Genomic DNA, 20,831 nt, shown 5'->3' on the forward strand with positions numbered 1-20,831 from the left:
GTAAAATTGATTTGGCTCCTGGAATTGGCATAGTGAAAAAACATATCGTTAGTTCTACTTAATGTTCCCACTACGTTCAGCAAGTATAGAGTGAAACCACATGACTAACTCTCGCAATCAAGAACGTCAATCTAAATCCCGCACCCGTGTGCGTATGTGGTTGCTGATTTTAAGTCGTGCTGGCATTCCTTTGTTAGGCATCTTGTTAGTGGGAATAATCTTAGGCATTTGGCGGTTACAAAGTTTTGTCCAAAAAGAGTTAGCGCCGTTAGCAGAACAAAGCCTCACTAATACTATTAACCGTCCAGTGAAACTGGGGAAAGTGACCAGTTTTTCCCTGACAGGAGTGCAGTTTGGGGCTTCGGAAATTCCCGCAACACCTACAGATCCAGATAAAGCAGTGGTGGCGGCTGTAGAAGTTGGTTTTAATCCTTGGCAATTAGTTTTTCATCGTCAACTAAAGCTTGATGTTACCTTAGTTAACGCCGATGTTTACATTGCCCAAGACGAACAAGGACGTTGGATTACTACTACCATCGCGCCACCAGGTAAAAGCGGATTAATCAAAACTGATTTAGATAATCTGCGGCTACGTAATGGCAAACTTGTACTATTAGGTCAGAAGAAAGCTGGGGTACTCGTCACACCTGTAACATTTGCTCAACTTAACGGTTCTGCCCAACTGTTGGAGAATAATCAACTAATTAAGTTTGATGTGAAGGGGCAGGCAGAAACTGGTGGGAATGTAGCAATTCAAGGAGATGTGCGCCCGAAAACTTTAATAGCTGACATTCAGTTGAGTGGACAAGATTTACTCGCCTCTACTGTTACTAATCTGGTGAAGTTACCGCTGAACTTACAAGCAGGTAGAGTGAATGGCGACTTGCAAATTAAACTAGCGCCAGAGCAAACTCCGTTATTATATGGCAGCGCAGATTTACAAAAAGTGACGCTGCAAATTCCCCGCGTACCTCAACTTTTAAGCAGTACCGAAGGTGATATTTACTTCAAAGGCACAGAAATACGTCTTGACAGTTTGACTACCAACTACGGCAAAATTCCCTTAGTTGCTAACGGAACTATTGATAGTCAAGCAGGTTATAAGTTAACAGGACGTGTAAAAACAGTAAGTGTCGCTAATGCCCAAACAACACTCAAACTAAAACTACCTGTACCTGTAGCTGGGCAATTAAAAGCAGACTTACAAATCACTGGGAAGGCAACTAACCCGATTCTTTCTGGTGCAGTAGCCACAATTAACACTGCCCGGATTGATAAACTGAATTTTAAAAGTATTACTAGTAAGTTTGAATTTTCTCCGAATGCAGCCTTGTTAACCTTGAGAGACATTCAAGGTGAAACCACTGTTGGTGGAGAAATTATAGGGGGTGGCAAAATCGCTCTCGGAAAAACCCCACTGCTGAATTTAAATTTTGTTGCCAAGAATTTTGCTGGAGATGCGATCGCTAAAATCTACAACTCCAGCCCGACTTTCCAAATTGGTAAAGTCGCCGCTACAGCCCAAGTCACTGGTAATCCTAACAACGTCAGAACTTTCGTACAGTGGCAAGTACCCCAAGCCACTTACCCTGGTAGAGGTGAAACCATCATCACCAGCGATCGCACTCTCTATTTCCAAAATGTTGCCCTGAGAGTTGGTGGTGGTGTCGTGCGGGCGGTGGGCAGATATGCTAATGAACGTTGGCAAGCAGATGTTACAGGTGATGGCGTACAGTTAGAACCGTTTGTTAACAAAAATCAACTGCAAAATATTTCCTTGGATGGTGCAGAATTTAACGGTCGGTTGCTTCTAGCTGGGACTAGCGGGCCATTTCAAATTTCCTCGATTCGCACTCAAGGCGCAGCAGTGCAAATTGCTGGTGGTGCGATCGCCATTGCTAGTGTTCAACTCCAAGACCAAAACTTTGCGGCTCAATTAGTTGCCAATAATGTGCGGTTAGGACGTATCCTCAAAAAAGCTCCCCCAGCTTTACAAGGGCGGTTAGCAGGGACATTTCAAATCGCTGGCAATAGAGATAACCTCAGTCTGAAAACTCTTCGTGGTACTGGTAAAGCTAACCTCAGCGTCGCTGGCGGTACAGTCACAGCCACAAACATTCAACTGGCAAACGGCTTGTATCAAGCACAGTTAATAGCCAATAATCTAGATGTGCAAGAACTCACACCCAATACACAACAACTTCGCGGCAGATTAGTTGGTCAGTTTAATGTGGCGGGTTCTGCGGAATCCTTTCAACCACAATTTATCCAAGCCAATGGTCAAGCCAAGTTGACTGTGAGTGGTGGCACAATTATCGCCTCAAACATCAAAGTTAATAACGGTCGTTATCAAGCGCAACTGCAAGCTAACAATGTGCCAGTGCAACGCTTGACAAAAGTACCACCACAGTTCCAAGGAGATTTAACTGGTCAATTAAATGTTGCTGGTTCGGTAACATCCTTTCAACCACAAACCATCCAAGCCAATGGTCAAGCAAAGCTGAATGTGGCAGGTGGGACAATCACCGCCTCGAATATTCGTGTGGCTGATGGTCGTTATCAAGCGCAAGTCCAAGCTAATAATGTGCCGTTACAAAAGTTGGCAGCCGTACCGCCACAATTCCAAGGTGCATTAACAGGACAATTAAACGTTGCTGGTTCCGTTGCATCTTTCCAACCACAAACTATCCAAGCTAGTGGTCAAGGGCGTTTGAATTTGGCAGGGGGGACAATCACCGCCTCGAATATTCGCGTAGCTGATGGTCGCTATCAAGCTGTAGTCGATGCGGCTGGTGTGCAATTAACTAAGTTAAATCAGCAGTTACGGGGGCAATTGGGTGGTAGGTTACAAGTAGCTGGGGCGTTGGGTTCGGCTACGTTGGCTAACGTGAATGCCTCTGGTAACGTGCAGTTATCTCAAGGTTTACCTGGATTAGAACGACCATTAACAGCTGCGATCGCTTGGAATGGTGAGAAACTAGCAATTAACCAACTCACTGCCCCTGGTTTAAATGTTAGTGGTGACATCGTAGCCAACGCCAAAAAAGCAGGCATACCAGAAATTACCGCTTTAAATCTGAATGTCCAAGCTCAGGACTATAATTTGCAACAGTTACCGATTAATTTGCCCAATCAAGTCGCTGTGAAAGGCAAGGTAGATTTTAACGGTAAAGTAACAGGTAAATTACCATTACCAAACGTCACAGGCCAAATTGCCTTGCGAAACTTGGTAGTGCAAGACATTGCTTTTGAGCCATTGTTAACAGGTAATATTGAATCAGCCCAAGGACGCGGCTTGAACTTAGATTTGATTGGAAGTAGAGACCGCATCGCCTTCAATTTAGATGCTAATAATCGTCCCCAATCCTTTTTAGTACAGTGGCAAAATGCCTTAGCTACAGGTCAATTTCAAGGCAGTAATGTTGCACTCAATGTACAGAACTTTCCCTTACAAATCTTGAATGTATCTGTACCACCAGCGCTACGTTTAGGAACTGGTAAGGTAGCTGGGTTAATTACTGGCGACTTGCAAGTAAATCAACAAACATTTGCCGCGAATGGTAATTTAGCGATCGCCCAGCCTAAAATCGGAAGGATACAAGGCGATCGGTTAACGGCGCAATTTAGCTACGCTAATGGTAAAGCCACTCTCACCAGTAGCGAATTTGTCAAAGGTAATAGTATTTACGCCTTTGCTGGTAGTTTTGGTCAAACTCCGAGAGGGCCACAACTCCAAGGCAAACTGAACGTGAGTCAAGGTAATATCCAAGATGTCTTAGCCGCAGCGCAGATATTTGACATCCAAGACTTCCAACGTGGTACATCAGAGCCAGCTTACGGCACAGCAGCCGATTTGACTACCTATGCACGTGGCTTACCCAATCAACCTTTATTTGATCAACTGCGGCGGTTTTACGAAATTGAGGCAGAAATAGCACAGCAACAGCAACAACGACGGGACTCGACACTGTTACCAGAACTAGCAGATTTACAAGGAAACTTCAACGGAGAAGTAGCTTTAGATACTGCCACAGCTAATGGTTTATCAGTGCAATTTAGCTTGAACGGACAGAACTTTACCTGGGGTAAAGAAACAGAAAGCGATCGCTACTATAATGCAAAACAAATCATTGCCCAAGGTAGCTTTGAAAATGGCGTGTTGCAGTTGCGACCGTTACGCATCGAGTTAGACAATAGTTTGCTGGCCTTTACAGGTAACATCGGCGGTAAAGACCAATCAGGTCAGTTGCGAGTTACTAATTTTCCCATCGCCTTAATCAATAACTTTGTCAAACTCCCAGTTGACATCACAGGTAATCTCAACGCCACCGCAGCTTTAGCAGGCGGTATTGCCAACCCTCAAGCCCAAGGCGAATTAGAAATTACCGACGGAACCCTCAATCAAAAGCCTGTCGAGTCAGCTACAGCCAGCTTCAGTTATACCAATGGTCGTTTGAACTTTGGTAGTATCGTCTCTGTTGCTGGGCCAGAACCAGTTAACATTAATGGCAGCATACCCTATCAGTTACCCTTTGCTACTACCGCACCAGCCAGCAATGAAATTAGCTTGGATGTCAAAGTCAGAAATGAAGGTCTAGCACTGTTAAATCTGCTGACAGATCAGGTCGCTTTTGAAAAAGGTGAAGGCGAAATTGACCTCACAGTACGTGGAACCAGACAGCGGCCAGAGTTAACAGGAATTGCCACTGTTAAAGATGCCACTTTTGCTGCTTCAGCTTTACCAGGTAAGATTAGACGGGTAACGGGCAAGATAAATTTTAACTTTGACCGCATATTAGTCGAAAGTCTGCAAGGCAGATTTAGCCGGGGTCAAGTCATGGCAGCGGGCGAAATTCCTGTATTTAATAATGGCGTAGTTGCAAGTACTCCCTTAACCGTAGACCTTGATCAGCTAAATTTGAATCTCAAAGGATTGTATAAAGGTGGTGCTACTGGCAATTTACAAATTACTGGTTCAGCTTTAAATCCTCTCATTGGTGGTCAAATTCGTTTATCTGATGGTCAAGTTTTATTAGCAGAATCTACTAACACCAGTCCATCTACCACTAGCAATCCTGTCAAAGCCAACAAGCAAGATAAAACTGAGGCGAGAAATAACACAGCAAGATTAAATAACCTTGAATTAACCTTAGGTAACAATATCCAAATTACCCGTCAGCCTATTCTCAGCTTCCAAGCCACAGGTAAGCTGACAGTGAACGGTGCTTTGAATGCACCTATCCCCGATGGCACAATCCGTCTACAAAAGGGTGGTGTGAATTTATTTACCACTCAGTTTAATTTAGTGCGTGGCTATAAAAATACAGCCACATTTCGGGCTGACCAACCGCGCGATCCCATCTTAGATGTGCAGTTATTTGCCAAGGTACTTGATGCAGTCCAAACTTCTGAGTTCACCAGAACAAGTTCTACGGGAGGATTAGGTTCTTTAGAAAGTGTGCGAGTCGAAGCTAGAGTTCAAGGGCCTGCTAGTAAACTCAACGAAAATCTGGAACTCACCAGCAGTCCGTCACGTAGTCAGACAGAAATTGTCGCTTTGTTAGGCGGGGGATTTGTCGATACTCAAGGACGTGCTGATAGCACATTAGGTTTAATTAATATTGCCGGTTCAGCCGTATTTAATAACTTTCAAACAACATTTAATCAAATTGCTAATGCTTTTGGCTTAAGTGAATTCCGCATCTTTCCGACTGTGATTTCTGATAATCCCGAAGCGGGAAGAAGCAGTTCCACATTAGAATTAGCGGCAGAAGCTGGGATTGATATTTCTACAAAGTTTTCGATTTCCAGCATTAAAATTTTAACTGCCAATGATCCTTTTCAATGGGGGATTAATTACCGCATCAACGATGAACTGCGGGTGCGTGCTTCTACTAACTTAGAAGACGACAGTCGTGCAGTAATTGAGTATCAAACACGGTTTTAGATCAGAAGGAAGAATATCATTTATGAGTTCATCATTCAGGTTCCTCTCCAGCAACAAGTTCATAGTGCAAATTAATAAACTTTATTTATCAATTTAAGAAAAAAGAATATTTGCTTCTATTTAGTTGTTAACCATAATATTTATGACATACAAGGCTAAGGTACCTAGCTGAAACAACACATCAATTTTATTGATGCAAATTGCTAATAAATCCTCCAGATTTTGGAGACTTATCTTACCTTACGCAACAATCATGAATTGGTTAACTAGTACATTAATTATTGGCATCTCTGCTGCTTTTGCAACTACTTTTGACGACAATTTATATTTGACCGCCTTCTTTGGCAAAGTTAATCGTCATTTTCGTCCGCAAAATATTATTCTTGGGGAATTTGTCGGGTTTACCGTATTAATACTTGCCAGTCTTCCTGGTTTTTTAGGTGGTTTAATTTTACCCGCAGCTTGGGTTGGCTTGCTAGGTTTTTTACCAATAGCTATTGGGATTAATCATTTATTAACACGGGAACAACAAGAAGAAACAGTACAAGCTGTATCAGTTGATTTTGCCTCTTCAACTACAACCAAGCACCACAAGAAATCTCTATGGGCAACTCTGCGCGACCCTCAAACTTATCGCGTTTCCGCAGTTACCATTGCGAATGGAGGCAATAACATCGGGATTTATGTACCACTGTTTGCTAGTAGTAATCTGCCAAGTTTAGGAGTGATTCTCTGTGTCTGTTATCTGACCGTGGGGTTATGGTGCTTTTTATCTTACAATTTAACCCGTAATCCTCTCATAGCTCCTCTGCTGACGCGCTATGGTCGCAAAGTCTTTCCTTTAGTATTAATCTACTTAGGATGCTCTATCCTCATTAAAAGTGAATCATATCAGCTTTTACCTGCGATCGCTATGTTTTCTCACTAAACTGACGAACTAAATATGCCCAACTGTTATGGATAAGTAAATCGGTGGAATAAAACCGAACTATGTGAAGAAAAGTAAAGAAAGCTCAAATTCTTTCTCCCCCTGGTTCCTGCCTTATTCCAATAATAATTATTTACGCCGACCTACTTACCGACTTATTTATCGCAGTAGCAATGACGAATAACGACCTTCACTAGTTAACTTGATACTTATTCATAAATGTTTTCCCTTAATTGTGAGAAAATATGGTAAGAATCAATATTTGATTTTCTGGGATAATTCTGCTCATTTTCTTGCACTTTAATCAAGTTATATTCAATATTTTCTGCATAAATAGCAAAGGTTATATTAAAAATTTCCAGGAAATTAATTACCCGTTTGCATTCATCTTTTGGTAACTTTTCGTAGTAGCGAATTAAATGAGCAATTCTAATTTCTAAATGACTACGAGAATTTTGACAAATTAAAATAATTTTCAACAATAAAATTACTAAAGTTAATAGATGACCTTGAGAAAGTAGTAAAACAAATAATGCCGAAGGTTCTCGACCATTTTCTGTGGTTAGACAATCAATTAGACGATTACAACTTCTGAGGAATAATTTTTTATCTAATATTTCATCATCATAGTCAGGCTTCCAATTAGATAATTTTTCTGTTAGCTGCTGATTTAAAATTTTGACTAAGCCTATATTTTTAACAGAAAAAAATAAGTATTTACGGATGCTTGTTTTAAATTCCTTAAAACTTTGATTCTGAGTTTGTTTGATAAATATATTGGCTAGATTTTCATAACTAAATAACCCTTTTTTAAGGATAATCATTTTGATTAAACGCAAAACGTTATCACCCAAATTACTAGGATTTACATAGCGTGTGTTACTTGAAGCAGAGGACTGAGAACGTGCAATATACATTGCTAATTCAAACTTAAATTTGTCCTTCCTCTGTTGAGCAAGTTGGCTGGCTGCTTCTTGTTGCTCTTTAGGATTATTAATATCAAAAGATTGCGCAGCGAATAAATAAGCTGCATAGCGATTAGCCCAGTGAACTTTGCTTTTACTATCGTGTTTATTGGCAAATAATTTTAATTCTTGATAGTCGTCACTATTTACAAAATTTTCAAGCCAACCTTTATAAATATGCAAGCTAGTATAAGTGTTTTTTTTACAGCGGACATCATAATTAGCTAATAAGTTAATTAATTCTTGAATATATTCATATTTTCTTTTAGATGCCCAGTTATTTACTATAATGTAGCAACAGCGCTTGATAGTATGATGAAATTCCTGCTCGTTATTAGCTAACAGCATTTTCCGAATTACAGGTACAGTATTTAAACTGCCTGATTCTAAAAAATCAAAAAATAATCGTTTAAATTCTCGCAAGACTTCTTCTGGAGGCTTTTGATTAACAATTTCCATGAAGAAGTTATATATCTTTTCTTGCCCAAGTTGTAAATTTAATGGCTGAAGATGGGGTTTAACAAAATTTGGTTCTTCTAAATCAGGAAATAAACTATAAGTGGTCATGGAATTGCTCAAGACCAATAATAAAGTGGATAAATCTGTTATTTATTAGATTAACTTTGACAGTCACCAGCATCAATCAATTTTTCAAAGATACAGTAATTTTTTGAATGAGTTTTGATGAATTTACTGAAGTCTTTGTCAAGATTAAATTTTCCGAACTCAATTATTCAGAAAAAGTACGGATAAGCAACACTGTGTTAATGTTTAAAACAGTTAAGCCTGCTTAGTATTTCTAAGCAGGCTTTATTGAATTTGTTTTTTAGTGGGGGTGGAGGGACTTGAACCCTCACGACCGTTTAAGGTCAACGGATTTTCATTCTCTTGCAGTTTTCACTACTACCTGATTCAGGTTTTGAGAATTGGACTCTCCCTTTACCCTCGCCTTGACGTTAGGGTAGCTCCCGTCGAGTCTCTGCACCTTCCAAAAACTGTTGGTTAAAATTTGAGAGTACAAGCTTTAAATTTGCTCAGCACTCAGCACTTTTAACTCAGTACTAATTTTGGCTTGGCTCAGGATTGCCTTGTCTGTAAACAGATTTAGGTTTCCCTGAGTTTGAGAGCTTACACTTGAAGAATTTCTTCTTCAAGGCTCAGTTCGCTAAGTCCGTAGCGTCTGCCATTCCGCCACACCCCCAAATTTACTTAGGAGTCACTTATTTTGTGGAGGCAACAAACACCTCCTCATCTATTCCACCATCAATGTGCATTTTGCGCAACTAGGTTTAAGAAATTTTGTTTAGGTTAGGCGATCGCATGAATTTTTGCTATCTGTAACCTTAGACAAGCATCTTAAACTGGACTTTACAAGTACACTTTTTAGACACTGGCTTTGCTATTGTAGCACCTTCCTGAATTTTGTCCAGGTAAAAGTGCGGAATTTTTGGCAACTTATCTAAAAATCCAAAATCTCAAATGCCCAAACCCCCATTGTTGCTGTAGAGTCAATCCAAAATCCAAAATCTCAAATCTAAAATTGTTTGACTTTCCTGAAGCTACGCGTTCAGCCTATGATGAGAAACAGATGCACTGAATGGCCTTGTCTACAAAGAGAAAAAACCTATGATCGTAGCCCTGCTGTATCTGATTTTGGCTGGAGCTTATTTATTAGTCTTCCCTGTGGCTGTACTGTTTTACCTCAAGCAGCGGTGGTATGTAGCCACCTCTATTGAGCGTACTTTTATGTACTTTTTGGTTTTCTTCTTCTTTCCCGGTTTATTGGTTCTGTCGCCGTTTGTGAATCTGCGACCACAACCGCGAAAAATTGAAGTCTAACGAGATTGGTAGGTCATAACTCTCATGCGACGCATCGACGCTCTTGGAATTGGTTTAGGTATTTTTATTGCTGGTGGCTTGGCTTATGTGGGATTACAGCTTTTTGGCTTAGATGGTCAACAAGCTGGGATATGGAGCCAAGTTGTCTTAGTGATTGGCTTGATTGGTTGGGTAAGCACTTATGTTTACCGCGCTGTGAATAAAAATATGACCTACCATCAACAACGGGAAGAGTACGAACAAGCTTTTTTCCAAAAGCGACTGGACGAACTTACGCCGGAAGAACTAGCGAAACTTCAAGCTGAGATTGAACAAGAAAAGCAATCTCAGATGTAAAAAGTGCTGAGTTCCGAGTGCTGAGTGCTGAGTAAATTAAGAAGTACTCAGCGCTCAGCACTGAGTTTTGTAAAGTGATCATTTTATGAGTCAATAGTCAATAGTCATTTCTTTTGACTATTGACCCTTGACTTTTGATTGTTGACTAATGACCGCCATTTCCGATCGCTTTGAAACCTTAAGACGGAATCAAGAGTGCGCTCTGATTCCGTTTATTACTGCTGGTGACCCAGATTTAGCAACCACTGCATCTGCTTTGCAAATTCTTGATCGCAGTGGTGCTGACATGATTGAACTGGGTGTTCCTTATTCTGATCCGCTTGCAGATGGGCCAGTCATTCAGGCGGCTGCTACTCGTGCTTTGCAAAAAGGAACAAAATTAGAAGCTGTTCTCGAAATGCTGCAAGGAGTTACTCCCAATTTGCAAGCGCCAATTATTTTATTTACTTATTACAACCCAATTCTGCACCGAGGAATTGAAAAGTTTCTCCAGCAAATTGCGGCGGTGGGGGTAGCAGGTTTGGTAGTACCTGATTTACCACTTGAGGAAGCGGGTGGTTTGCTCAAACCTGCTAGTGAGATTGGGATTGATTTAACTTTATTGGTAGCGCCTACTAGTTCTGCTGACAGAATTGAATCCATAGCTCGTTCTTCCCAAGGATTTATCTATTTGGTTAGTGTCACTGGTGTTACAGGGATGCGATCGCAAATAGAAACACGAGTGTCAGATTTGCTTCAACAAATACGCAATGTTACTGATAAACCCATCGGTGTTGGTTTTGGAATTTCGCAAGTTGAGCAAGCCCGTCAGGTAAGAGATTGGGGCGCAGATGCAGCAATTGTCGGTAGTGCTTTTGTCAAACGTTTAGCAGAAGGTACTCCAGAAGAAGGGCTGAAGGCGATCGCTGAATTTTGCCAAAGTCTCAAAACTGCTCTACGCAATAGGGAATAGGGAATGGGAAATGGGGAGGAGCCACTGCGTTCGGTCGCCAGACTCCCTCAGTGGCGTTAGGGAGTGGGGGTGAATTATTGATCTATTGATACTTGACTCTTGACTCTTGACCCATCACTTTCTTGCCACCTAAGAAAAAGTAGATTAAGAATGTATAACAGTGTAGTTTTTTTACCCTGGTTTAGTAGACAATTTGACGTTTATAGTCTTGAATATTAACAGCAGATTGCAGGCTGTAAAAAAACTAGCTGATGCTGCCGCTTATACTTTGAGTGTTTAGGTGAAGTTGAGTAAGTATACATATTATGAGTGTGAGAGTGTGTCAGTCACAAATAATTACGTCGCAGTTGAGGGACAAAGGCGATGAGTGAGAGCATGGCATTTATCGGTGGAGTCGCTGTGGCTGGTCTGGCGGCTCTTGTTTTGCTCAAGGGAACAAATAATCCCTTACAACCAAACTTCGCTGTTACCCCCCAATTACCCACTGTAGTTGCACCCCAGCTACAGCCACCAGTGCAATATCCTTCAGCCTACGGACAACCCTATCCCAATCCTCAGCCACCTAATGTGTCCAGTCCTGAACAACGGGCTGAATTTAGTCAGTTAAAAGCTGATTTCGACCGTTTAAAAAACGATAACGAACAGTTAAGGGTGCAAAACCAACGGCTACTCGATAATTTCAATGCTCAACAGTTGCAATTAGCTCAACAACAGAGTCAAAAAGTAGCGTCTGAAGCATTCCAATCTCAAAATGCTTGGTGGTCTTCACCCATTGTTTGGGCTGTGGGAGGCGCGACACTGACTGTGGGTGGTGGTATTGTAGTTGCTGGAGTATTGGCTTTGTTTGGGCCACGCAACCGTCCGACTCGGACAGTACAGGTAATTCATCCTTATCAAGGTTCTACAACACCTTTAGTTCCTGTGCGTCGGGCTGAATTTCTCCCACCTTCTCGTGCAGAAGCGAGAAGAGTTGAAGCGCCAGAATACGACGAAATGCATTAATTATCCAACAGGAGCCAGAATACAGAAAAGGGATGAAGTTTTCACAAGGAATAATATTTAATACTAGTTCTGCCCACAAGGGATAAGGTTTTAAACTAATATTCATCACACAGTACACAGTTGTACAAAAATCATGCTGAATTCTGATTCCTGAATTCTTCTTGATAAAACACTTGCGAGTTAGATCAAGCATAAGGTGAAATATTCGCCTTGATGCTTAGTTTTTTTATTTATGTTCTATTTAGGATAATCTGTTTCAATCTATATATCCCTGTGTCTGATGATTCAGCCAAAGCTTGAGCTGTTTGAAGCAACGCCATCACTATAGGTAAAAAAGTTGATGGGTAGTTGCACAGGCGATCGCGCAAAACCATGTCAAAAGCCTGCTAAACTATCGCCAACTCACTTTATATTTCAGCATGGCAGCTGACACTTTGGATGAGAACACAAATTCATACAGGGAAAAAATATGGCATTAGGTAGATTAGTTAACGGCCAGTGGACAACTGTCTGGACAGAACGTAACGAAAACGGCGAGTTTCAGCGAACGCCAACGCAGTTTCATCATAAGATTACAGCTGATGGCGCAAGTGGATTTAGAGCAGAAGCAGGTAGATATCATCTGTATGTTTCTTTGGGTTGTCCTTGGGCGCATCGCACTGTTTTATTACGCGCTTTGAAAGGACTTGATAAAGTTATTGGTCTTTCTATTGTTGATCCTGTAATTAGCAACCAAGGATGGAAATTCTCAGATAAACCAGGATGTATTCGAGATAAAGTTAACCAAGCTGATTATCTTTGGCAAATTTACACTAAGGCTAATCCAACTTACACCGGGCGAGTTACCGTCCCAGTGTTGTGGGATAAACACACACAAACAATTATCAATAATGAATCTTGCCAAATTATTCAAATATTGAATACAGAATTTAATTTTTTCGCGGAGAAGATGGTAGATTTTTATCCAAAATCGTTGCAAACTTTAATTGATGAAACCATAGATGCTATTTACCAACCTATAAATAATGGTGTATATCGTGTAGGTTTTGCTGCATCTCAAACTGCTTACGAACAAGCACTAAAAGAATTATTTCTCGCATTGGAATATTGGGAAAAAGTCTTAGGTAAACAACCATATCTCTGCGGTGAAGAAATTACATTAGCAGATTGGTGCTTGTTTACTACTTTATTTCGATTTGACTTGGCATATTATGGTTTATTTAAATGTAATTTGAAGCGGTTAGTTGAGCATCCCAATCTCTGGAACTATTGCCGAGAATTATATCAATATCCAGGTGTCAAGCAATGGTGTAATATCAGTCATATCAAGCAACTTTATTATCTAGGCTTACCAGAATTGAATCCCAATGGTATTGTGCCAGTAGGCCCCATCATTAATTTTGACTTACCTTATAATCGCCGCGATCGCCAAAACTAAATATTCTTTTCTAAAATTTCCTTTGTTAAATCAACAATATCAATTATCATGTACCAAAATTTTAGTACTCAAAGGTAAATATCTGCCTAATTGTTAAAAATTATATGGCAAATGAAGATGTAGCTTTTTTTCGCACATTTGGATCTGTATTCGCTGGGGTTGGTAGTATTTTTGTAATTATAAGCATCATACTTGCCTTGAATACTCGCAGTTTTTTCGGCAAATCTATCTCCACCCAAGGAACTGTGATTGATTTGGTAAAACATACATCTAGAAACAGTGACGGCGGTGCTTCTACTGCTTATTATCCAGTAATCAAATTTACTGCAAACTCTGGTAAACCAATAGAATTTGAAGCTGATAGTGGTAGTAATCCTCCAGCATATACTAAAGGTCAAAAAGTAGAAATTCTCTACAATCCTCAAGAGCCAGAATCTGCAATGATAAATTCTGAGTCAGATTTATGGATTATCCCGACTATATTTATTGGTTTTGGTTCAATTTTTGTATTAATCGGAGGAATTCCATTAGTTAAATCATTCCTGCCTAGAAAATAAAGTGATGGGCAGATGATTATATATTAATTTAATTTTATTTTCACATGGTAAGTAACTTGCACTAAACCTGAATCATAAGTTTTAACATTTTTCAACTCAAGTTTTGTTTCTAGACTTGAGTCATTAATAATTAAGGGAATACCACTGCCTAATATAATTGGATGAATTGATAGAATTATTTCATCAATAAAATTATGCTTCAAAAAATACTGGATTGTCTGTGCGCCTCCAACTAGCCAAATCACACCACCGTTAGATTGACGCAGATTTGTAATAAAATCATGCCAATCAGCATTTACAAATGTTGCGTTATTTTCTGCTTTACCTTGATGAGTATTAGAAAGTACAAAAACTTCTTGATCAGTATATGGATATTCATCAAATCCTAATACTTGCTGATAAGTCTTATTACCCATAATTAATGTATCAACTTCAGAAATAAATTCTGTATAACCATAGTCTTGGTCTGTAAATAGCCAATCTATTTCACCTGATTCTCTAGCAATATATCCGTCAAAACTAGAAGCAATAAATAAACTAATTTTTCGCATAATATCCCTGGAATTGAGTAACTCTTGATTAGAGATAATACATTAGCATATGATGACCTTACGGAAAAAATTATATTTTTGTTTTTGAGTAAATGTTTATACTAAATAAAATATGCAGAAAAATTATCAATTTAACTATAAGTTAATTAGCTATACAGATAAACCATATATTGTTTTATTACACGGTTTTATTGGGCAGTTGGATGAGTTTGATGAAGTTATAAAATTATTAGGTACAAAATTTTCTTATCTCACACTTGACCTTCCCGGACATGGGAAAACTCAAGTTTTAGGTGAAGATAAATACTATACAATTGAACAAACTGCTCAAGCTTTAATTAATTTATTAGATGAGTTGAATATCCCTAAATGCTTTTTAGTTGGCTATTCAATGGGTGGAAGATTAGCTTTATACCTCACCCTGCATTTTCCTGAACGTTTTTATAAGGTTGTGTTAGAATCAGCTTCTCCAGGTTTGGCTACAGAACAAGAACGATTAGAACGTGTGAAAAAAGATGAACAAATAGCGAGGAACCTAACAAGATGTGTTTCTAAAAATGAGTTTCGAGAGTTTTTACTAAATTGGTACAATCAGCCAATTTTTGGTGCTATCAAAAATCATCCCGATTTTGACAAAATGTTGGATAGTAGGTTACAAAATCAACCGCTTGAGTTGGCTAAATCACTACGATTGATGGGAACTGGGAGTCAAACTTCTTTATTGGAGAAGCTTAAGGCTAATACAGTACCTTTACTTTTACTAGTAGGTATTAATGATGAAAAATTTATAAATATTAATACAAAAATAGCTGAATTATGCAAATTTACTCAGTTAAAAATAATTAGTAATTCTGCGCATAATATTCACTTAGAGAATACTAAAGAGTTTGTGCAGCATATTCAAGATTTTTTGACAATATATTAATATATAAACTTCAATTACTTTAATTTTTGTTTGATTGTTGACATTCTACCTGTTTTGAAGAATAAGTCTAGGGTGAATACATATAAATAGTAACTTGGTAAAATTGTTTTTTAAATAACGGATGGATGACTATACCTTGCTTTGTAGTATTTTTTTGATGCGATTATAAAGCGACCAGTCACATTTCTTATTATTCAGGATGCTAAATCGTTCGACTTTAGCTAACATCTCTGTTAACTCAGGTATAGTCAATGATGTTTTTAATAATTCAGAAAAATTTGCTATTTCACGCTTTAGTTTTATAGACTCTGCATAACATACAGGGCATTTATTCGGGCGCATCCAAAAGTATTTTTTCTTTTCTTCATACCACTGCTGTTGAAGACTTGCGGGAAATTCTGAATATTTACCACAAGCAATACACTCGTATGTATAGGATTCATAATAGCTGGGAATTCCCCACGAGCGTTTTGATGCTGCTGATAATTCAGCAAAATTGACTTTGATTTTGTTCTGCGAAATTTTAGTTTTTTTTCTTTGAGGGTTTGCTGTGATTTTAGATTTTCTTTTGATGGACATGGGAAATACTCATCATCAATTTAAATTTAATGTAAGTGCTACCTTAGTCGTATTGCCATTGTTAAATTAATATTTAGATCAATTTGTCTTAGGTATTAGTGTTGAATTTGGTGTTTTATTTACAGACGGTGGTTGATTGGCTGCGGCTAATTCTTCTCGTAACATTTTCTGATAAATCTGAGGTAAAGAACTACTGATGGAATTAGTTTCTATTCCATATCCTAGACTTGTCCAAGTTGGAGATAAACGCCGCAAAACATCATTGATTTTGCCTTGACGCAGCAGTTGAGAAATATCAACTCCCCAAACTTTGATATCATTCAACCAACGGTAAACCACTACATCTTGAAATTCTGGTTCAAAACTATAAGAAGTCCAAAACACCATCCTCATAGGGTTGGGATGATAGCGCGGGGCAATGTTATACCAAGTAGTGTTGATAATTTGATATCTTCCCGCTGCGGTAGAACAATTACCTGTATTTGGCCCAGTAACGATGGTGACGCAGATTTCTGGGTGGCGACTGAGGTCTGTTACTTGTTGTCCACCATATAACAAAGAGTAAGGACGGTTACCATTAGCTTCGCTGGCGGAAATGGTTCGCATCAAGGCGCGAATGTAAGGGTCGCCGCCTTTCATGACTAGGGGTGGTTGATTATTATTAAAGACAGGATCGGAAGGCGATCGCAAGTCTCCAAAAAGATACCACTGCAATAAGCATACAAAAGCCAGCAGCGCTGCGATCGGGCCAATTAATTGTTCAACGCCTTTGAGTTTAAAATCTTTCAGAGAATCACTCCTTTGTTTTTGTTAATGGTCAATTGTCAATAGTCAATAGTCAAGGGTAATTTGCCTTAACTATTGACTACAAACTATGGACTCAGCATTGCTGAAATAACTCCCCAAAGGTTTTTACACTCGCTTCTGGTTTAGCGATAATCTCGACAATTTTATTGCGTGCGGCTGGCTCAAATAGTGCTTCGACAGAAACTTGAGCGACTTTTTGTCGAGGAATACTCCCATCGAATAATGTATCTGCGCTCTGCATTACGATAGCATCAGAGTTATCTTCATTTTTCAAACCACCAGGTCGCACAATTGTATAGGTGAGGCCACTTTTTTGAATATACTCCTCGGCTTGTTTTTTCCAAACTAAAATCAGCCAGAACAAATTCAAGGGATGGAATAGCACAGATGTACACAAAGAAGAAACTAAAACAAAATGCTCAATTCCCTTAGCTTTAGCAGCATCCACTAAATTTTTAGTACCTTCAAAATCTACTTTATATGGCCCAGTCGGATCAAAACTTGGTTTTGCCCCCGTTGCACACAGCAATACAGTACTATCTCCTAATGCAGTAGCAAGGCTTTCGGGTTGCAACACATCGCCAGCAACCAACTCCGCATCAGGAGGTAAAATCGCTCTAGCTTTCTGTATATCCCGCACTAACGCACGCACGGGAATGTTACGCGCTACTAACTCTTGGACAATTCGGCGACCTGTCTCACCTGTGGCCCCTGCTACAAATGCTTTCATTAGAACCGCTATCCTAAAAAACTAGTATGTGATTTATCCGTATTTTAGTAATTTCATAAAGTTCGTGACAGAATCTTGAAATTTCAGCCAAAATAAGATCTTGCGTGCGAAATCACCCAAGTAAGCTGGGAATCATTAATATAGCCAAACGCCAACTCAGAGGGGAATGCAATTGATGCTTTCAACAAACGGCGAATATCAATCCTTTGATATAAAAGACACTGTTTTACCTGTTGAATCCAACTTAGTAGAAACTGATGATGTAGTTACAGAGTCAATTGGGACACAAACCCAATTTTGCGGTTGCTACAACGATTTTATGGAGATGTATGCCCCAGTACATCAAGTTGCTGAATATCTCAATGCTCATTCGTCGTGGTTTACACGTTGCGCTGAACCAATGAAGGTACAGCCATTGGGAGAAAATGGCTACGCTTTGATTATTGGTCGTTTTGGCTCTTTTGGTTATGAAGTGGAGCCTAAAATTGGTTTAGAACTTTTACCACCGGAAGACGGAGTATATCGCATTCGGACGATCCCCATTCCTGATTATCAAGCACCAGGTTATGACGTAGATTATCGAGCATCGATGCAATTAAAAGAGTATCAATCTGATGATGCTGCTATGATTTCCGGTGAGGTAACGCGAGTTGAATGGGATTTAGATTTAAAAGTTTATCTGCACTTTCCCAGATTTATACAACGACTACCCAAGTCTCTCATTCAATCTACAGGTGATCGCTTACTTAATCAAATTGTCCGCCAAGTCTCTCGCCGCTTAACACGCAAAGTTCAAGAAGACTTTCATCAGTCTTTGGGAATACCTTTTCCTGATCATTCCAAGAAAAAGCGCTGAGTAAAAAGTCAATAGTCAATAGTCCAAAATTTTTTGACCATTGACTATTGACCATTGACTAATTAAGCATTAGAAAGAATTCTTTGGACAATTTGCACGCCAGTAATAGCCTGCCAAGTAAATAGACCTAAAATCACGAAATTCAACAAAATGTGAGTTACTCTTGCCCAATTGGCTCCTTTTTGCATGAAAGGAGATAAAGCAGCAGAAAATGCAACTAAACTAGTCATTCCTAGTCCTGCAAGCAAGTGTGGCCCGACAAATAACTTACCGTTATTGATATAGGTAACAGCCATCCCACCAACTGCGCCTACTACCATCAAAGCTAAGATGATAGACCCGATTTGGTAGTGTTTGATGTTAAATTTGCCTTTAATTAGTTCTTTCTTTTCTTCCCCTTGAGCGTTTCTGGTACGCTGTACTTGCAATCCCAAATAAGCAGCATAAAGTGAAAGCGCTAAAAGTACCCACATAATTAGCGGGTGAAAAAAGTTAAGCCAGTATTTCACCGAGGGAGACAGTTCCAGATTCATCGTGTTCTCGCCCAATTCTTAAATCTTAATAAAAATTAGCATAAGTCTAAGGGCAATTCGTAGTTCGTAGTTGGTAATTCGTAATTAATTTAGGAGTCCGCCAAGAAATAAATTTCTTGACTAATAGCTAAAGTCAGATAAATCTGACTAGGATAGTATTTCAGTCCGTTGAAACGGACTTGTGCTATTAGACCGAGAATTTATTCTCAGGCGGGATATGGGGTAGATAGACTTTCTCAATTTAGCCCTATTGCAAAAGTACTGAAAGAATTTCAAACTAAATTTGGGGAATAGATAAGAAAACTGCCTGGGCAGGATTTAATTCATGAGTGAAAACAACGATGTCTTGCTACTGAAGGCTGCGAAAAGTGGAGATATCAAGCGGCTGAATGAGATTTTAGCTGCTGGTGCAAATGTGGATACGTGCGATCGCTCCGGGACGACGGCGTTAATGTATGCTGCTAATTTAGGCTACACCGAAATTGTGCGATCGCTTTTAGATGCGGGGGCAAATATCAACTTGCCAAGAAAACGCTATAAGTTAACAGCGTTGATGTTGGCTGCGAGTAATAAACAAGTAGATATTGTGCAGCTTTTAATATCGAGAGGTGCTGAGGTTAATGCTATCAATGAAGATGGCAGTACCGCATTGATGGCAGCTGCACTTAAAGGTTATGTGGAGATAGTGCGGATATTACTTGCTGCTGGTGCTGATGTAAATATTGCTGATAACGATGATGACACTGCTTTAAAATTGGCAGTGAAGCAGGGACACGTAGCAGTTGTGCAACTTATATCACAAAATGACGCAGATGTAAATCTTCAAGATGAAGATGGTGAGACACTGTTGATGATTGCGGCAGATTTGGGAAATTTAGATATTGTCCAAGCATTGTTAGCGGCTGGTGCAAATGTCAACTTACAAAACAGTGATGGTGGTACAGCCTTATCAGCTGCTGCTGCATCCGGTAATAGTGCGATCGCATCTGCTTTACTAGATAAAGGTGCAGAAATTAATCTGCAAGACAAAGACGGTGAAACTGCATTACATATTGCCGTTGTTGAAGGCCATCTTGAAGTAGTGCAAGTGTTACTCAGTCGGGGTGCAAATGTCCAAATCAGAAATAAATTAGGCGATAGTCCCACATTAGTTGCAGTATTGCAAGGACACAGTGAAATTCTCGAAGCACTGCTTCATTCTGGTGCAAATCTTTATGGAGAAGCAGAGATTCCTTTAATAACTGCAATATCCTTGGGACACACTCAAACAGTCAAAGTATTATTAGACTACGGCGCTGATCCTAATACTCTGGGAAATGACAGTCAGACTGCTTTACTCAAGGCTGCCAAACGCAATCAGATAGAAATCATTAAACTGTTACTAGCCAAAGGCGCAAATGTCAATTTTCAAGACATGGCTGGCGCAACAGCATTAATGTGGGCTGCTTCCGGGGGTCACACTGAAACTGTGCAGATATTACTCCAAGCTGGTGCAAATTTGAATTTGAAGAACCGTGGTGGCTATACCGCTTTGATGCTGGCAGAATTTAATGGGTATCAAGATATAGTCAAGATTTTGCAAAAAGCTGGGGCGCAAGAATAATATCGTGTCTGGTGAAAGACTTATCTAGGACTCATACCATTTCACGTTAATCATGATAAAGATAAATTTTGTAGAGACGCGATATATCGCGTCTCTACACAGTCTGTATTTGTATCAGATTTTTTGTGAAATGGTATTACGCACAAAGATTGTCTGTTGAAAATGAGTCAGAACTTATACCAATTCTCTACAATCAGACAACAGAATGAAATTTTAATTGAAGCGCAGCAGAAAGAAATGCAACAGCAGAAACAAAGCTATAGGAGTTTTAGTCGATGAGTCC

General features: G+C 39.5%; 17 protein-coding genes. 11 read left to right on the forward strand and 6 right to left on the reverse strand.

Annotation, left to right across the window (positions count from 1 at the left end):
- The first annotated feature begins 100 nt into the window (after window positions 1-100).
- Window positions 101-5,947, forward strand: coding sequence for a translocation/assembly module TamB domain-containing protein (locus tag ACMX3D_RS14425; protein WP_482752082.1), 5,847 nt, complete (start codon window positions 101-103; stop codon window positions 5,945-5,947).
- 253 nt (window positions 5,948-6,200) lie between these two features.
- Window positions 6,201-6,875, forward strand: coding sequence for a cadmium resistance transporter (locus tag ACMX3D_RS14430; protein ID WP_482752083.1), 675 nt, complete (start codon window positions 6,201-6,203; stop codon window positions 6,873-6,875).
- 209 nt (window positions 6,876-7,084) lie between these two features.
- On the opposite strand, the gene ACMX3D_RS14435 is transcribed toward ACMX3D_RS14430, so the two are convergent.
- A complete protein-coding gene (locus tag ACMX3D_RS14435) occupies window positions 7,085-8,407 on the reverse strand; it encodes a hypothetical protein (RefSeq protein WP_482752084.1) in 1,323 nt (440 codons plus the stop codon).
- A 1,059-nt stretch (window positions 8,408-9,466) separates the two neighbouring features.
- Here ACMX3D_RS14435 and ndhL point away from each other — a divergent pair.
- From ndhL to ACMX3D_RS14465, 6 genes are all read left to right on the forward strand, one after another.
- Window positions 9,467-9,679, forward strand: coding sequence for an NAD(P)H-quinone oxidoreductase subunit L (gene ndhL, locus ACMX3D_RS14440; protein ID WP_482752085.1), 213 nt, complete (start codon window positions 9,467-9,469; stop codon window positions 9,677-9,679).
- Between the two features lie 24 nt (window positions 9,680-9,703).
- Window positions 9,704-10,015: a DUF3007 family protein gene (locus ACMX3D_RS14445; protein ID WP_482752086.1), complete on the forward strand. Its 312-nt coding sequence runs from the start codon at window positions 9,704-9,706 to the stop codon at window positions 10,013-10,015.
- A 148-nt stretch (window positions 10,016-10,163) separates the two neighbouring features.
- Complete coding sequence (gene trpA, locus ACMX3D_RS14450; RefSeq protein ID WP_482752087.1) at window positions 10,164-10,967, forward strand: tryptophan synthase subunit alpha; 804 nt, start codon at window positions 10,164-10,166, stop codon at window positions 10,965-10,967.
- Between the two features lie 363 nt (window positions 10,968-11,330).
- A complete protein-coding gene (locus ACMX3D_RS14455; protein WP_482752088.1) occupies window positions 11,331-11,969 on the forward strand; it encodes a heterocyst differentiation related protein in 639 nt (212 codons plus the stop codon).
- A gap of 469 nt (window positions 11,970-12,438) precedes the next feature.
- Window positions 12,439-13,407: a glutathione S-transferase family protein gene (locus tag ACMX3D_RS14460; protein ID WP_482752089.1), complete on the forward strand. Its 969-nt coding sequence runs from the start codon at window positions 12,439-12,441 to the stop codon at window positions 13,405-13,407.
- A gap of 104 nt (window positions 13,408-13,511) precedes the next feature.
- Window positions 13,512-13,964, forward strand: a complete 453-nt coding sequence (locus ACMX3D_RS14465) for a DUF3592 domain-containing protein (protein ID WP_482752090.1) — start codon at window positions 13,512-13,514, stop codon at window positions 13,962-13,964.
- Window positions 13,965-13,987: 23 nt separating this feature from the next.
- On the opposite strand, the gene ACMX3D_RS14470 is transcribed toward ACMX3D_RS14465, so the two are convergent.
- On the reverse strand, window positions 13,988-14,515 hold the full coding sequence (locus ACMX3D_RS14470) for a dihydrofolate reductase family protein (RefSeq protein WP_482752091.1): 528 nt from the start codon (window positions 14,513-14,515) through the stop codon (window positions 13,988-13,990).
- Window positions 14,516-14,627: 112 nt separating this feature from the next.
- On the opposite strand from ACMX3D_RS14470, the gene menH reads away from it, so the two are divergent.
- Entirely contained in the window at window positions 14,628-15,440 is an 813-nt protein-coding gene (gene menH / locus ACMX3D_RS14475) for a 2-succinyl-6-hydroxy-2,4-cyclohexadiene-1-carboxylate synthase (RefSeq protein ID WP_482752092.1), read from the forward strand.
- Window positions 15,441-15,569: 129 nt separating this feature from the next.
- Here the strand turns inward: menH and ACMX3D_RS14480 are convergent, their stop codons facing one another.
- The 3 genes from ACMX3D_RS14480 to ACMX3D_RS14490 all read right to left on the reverse strand — a co-directional run bounded on the left by ACMX3D_RS14480 (window position 15,570) and on the right by ACMX3D_RS14490 (window position 17,556).
- A complete protein-coding gene (locus ACMX3D_RS14480; protein WP_482752093.1) occupies window positions 15,570-16,019 on the reverse strand; it encodes a hypothetical protein in 450 nt (149 codons plus the stop codon).
- A gap of 78 nt (window positions 16,020-16,097) precedes the next feature.
- On the reverse strand, window positions 16,098-16,772 hold the full coding sequence (locus ACMX3D_RS14485) for a glycoside hydrolase family 24 protein (RefSeq protein WP_482752341.1): 675 nt from the start codon (window positions 16,770-16,772) through the stop codon (window positions 16,098-16,100).
- A 127-nt stretch (window positions 16,773-16,899) separates the two neighbouring features.
- Window positions 16,900-17,556 (reverse strand): NAD(P)H-binding protein, encoded by a 657-nt coding sequence (locus tag ACMX3D_RS14490; protein WP_482752094.1) that lies wholly within the window; start codon window positions 17,554-17,556, stop codon window positions 16,900-16,902.
- Between the two features lie 175 nt (window positions 17,557-17,731).
- On the opposite strand from ACMX3D_RS14490, the gene ACMX3D_RS14495 reads away from it, so the two are divergent.
- Window positions 17,732-18,412 (forward strand): DUF1997 domain-containing protein, encoded by a 681-nt coding sequence (locus tag ACMX3D_RS14495; RefSeq protein ID WP_482752095.1) that lies wholly within the window; start codon window positions 17,732-17,734, stop codon window positions 18,410-18,412.
- Window positions 18,413-18,474: 62 nt separating this feature from the next.
- Here ACMX3D_RS14495 and ACMX3D_RS14500 read toward each other — a convergent pair whose 3' ends face one another.
- Window positions 18,475-18,945, reverse strand: a complete 471-nt coding sequence (locus ACMX3D_RS14500) for a DUF4079 domain-containing protein (protein WP_482752096.1) — start codon at window positions 18,943-18,945, stop codon at window positions 18,475-18,477.
- Window positions 18,946-19,270: 325 nt separating this feature from the next.
- Between ACMX3D_RS14500 and ACMX3D_RS14505 the strand changes: the two genes are divergently transcribed.
- Window positions 19,271-20,548, forward strand: a complete 1,278-nt coding sequence (locus ACMX3D_RS14505) for an ankyrin repeat domain-containing protein (RefSeq protein ID WP_482752097.1) — start codon at window positions 19,271-19,273, stop codon at window positions 20,546-20,548.
- Window positions 20,549-20,831 lie beyond the last annotated feature (283 nt).

The organism is Anabaena sp. TISTR 8404, from assembly GCF_056847745.1.